General features: G+C 67.8%; 3 protein-coding genes. All 3 read right to left on the bottom strand.

Going from position 1 to position 1473, the window contains the following annotated elements; translation table 11 throughout:
- On the bottom strand, positions 1-509 hold a 509-nt coding region (gene nrfF, locus AACR77_RS11110), incomplete at its 3' end, for a heme lyase NrfEFG subunit NrfF (protein ID WP_042881467.1).
- Positions 506-1105 (bottom strand): DsbE family thiol:disulfide interchange protein, encoded by a 600-nt coding sequence (locus AACR77_RS11105; RefSeq protein WP_042881465.1) that lies wholly within the window; start codon positions 1103-1105, stop codon positions 506-508. The genes AACR77_RS11105 and nrfF, both read right to left, overlap by 4 nt.
- Positions 1102-1473, bottom strand: a 372-nt coding sequence (locus tag AACR77_RS11100; protein WP_042881464.1) for a cytochrome c-type biogenesis CcmF C-terminal domain-containing protein, incomplete at its 5' end; no start/stop codon positions are given. The genes AACR77_RS11100 and AACR77_RS11105, both read right to left, overlap by 4 nt.

Genomic DNA, 1473 nt, shown 5'->3' with positions numbered 1-1473 from the left:
TGGGGGGCAAGCCCCGCCTGCTGCTCGGCCATGATCAGCCGGTTCAGCTCGGCCCTGGGGTCGTGGGCGAGCGCCCCCTCGGCTCTGTCGCCGACAAGCGGCACCTGCGCCGGTTGCCGGCGATGCAGGCTCCTGCGCAGGCGATTGAGCGCCAACAACAGCAAGAGGGCGGGGCCGCCCCACAGCAGCGCCGTGCTGCGCTTGAAGGGGGGATCGTAGCGCACGAAGTCGCCGAAGCGCTCCGTCATGCGGGCGATCACCTGCTCATCAGACTGTCCCTCGTCCACCCAGCGGTAGACCTCAAGCCGCAGATCCCGGGCGATGGGGGAGTTGGACTCCACCAGGTTCTGGTTCTGGCACTGGGGGCAGCGCAGGGCGCGGGCCAGATCCTGAGCGCGGGTCTGCCGCTCGGGGTGGCGAAACTCATAGGTGTCGACCCCGCTGGCAAGGGCCCCGAGGCTCAAGGCCAGCAAGAGCGGCGCGATCAGGGCGTGGCCGAGACGGCTCATGGCTTGCTCTCCTGCACTTGTCTCTTTACTTCTCTCTCCACTTCTCTTTCCACTTCGGGCTGGCTGGCGGTGTTGCTACGGGCCTTTGCAAGCAGGGGGGCAAACTGGCGTTGCCAGATCTCCCGGGTGAGCAGGCCGGTATGGCGGGTCAGCAGGGTGCCGTCGCCGGCGAAGAGATAGGTTTCCGGCGTGCCGTAGACGCCGAGCTCCAGTGCGAGTCGGCCGTCGGGGTCGGCCAGCACGGCGCGATAGGGGTTGCCCGCCTCGGTGAGCCAGGCGCGGGCGGCATCCCCCTTGTCCCGGTAGCTGAGGCCATAGAGGGGCACGGCGCTGGCCAGCTCACCCAGCAGCGGATGCTCGGCGCGGCAGTTGGGGCACCAGCTGGCCCAGACGTTGAGCACGAAGGGCTCCCCCTTGAGCGCCGCGGTGTGGATGGGGGCGCCGCCGAACAGATCGTCACTCTGCCACGCGGGCAGGGTACGCCCTGCGACGGCCTCATCCTGGCTGTAGGGGTTGTTGCCAAGGCCGAGCCAGAGCAGGGTACAGAGCCCCAGGGTGAGCACGAGCGGCACGAACAGGCGCAGACGAGTGTTCATAAGGACTCCTGTTCAAGCCGAGGGTAGGGGGCGGTCGCTGGCGCAGGATGGCTAGCCAGCAGCGGCCGGCGGGCGAGCAGGCGCAGGGCACCGCCCGTCATCATCAACAGGCCACCGAACCAGATCCAGCGCACCAGTGGCTTGTAGTGCAGCCGCATGGCATAGGCGCCGGGTCCCATCTTCTCGCCAAGCACCACGTAGAGATCGCCAAGCATTCCCCACGCGATGCCGGGCTCGTTCATGTTCATGGTGCGCACGCTGTAGTGGCGCCGCTCCGGGGTCAGCCTGGCGACCTCTTTACCATCCTGATGCACGCTAAGTGTGATACGCTCGGCGGTGTAGTTGGGGCCGATGATGGGCTCGCTCCC

Origin of the sequence: Aeromonas sp. ZOR0002, from assembly GCF_963866995.1 — a bacterium.
GTDB classification, from domain to species: domain Bacteria; phylum Pseudomonadota; class Gammaproteobacteria; order Enterobacterales; family Aeromonadaceae; genus Aeromonas; species Aeromonas caviae.
The sequence above is the reverse complement of the archived record's forward strand: the minus strand, read 5'-3'. Positions and strand labels throughout refer to the sequence as shown.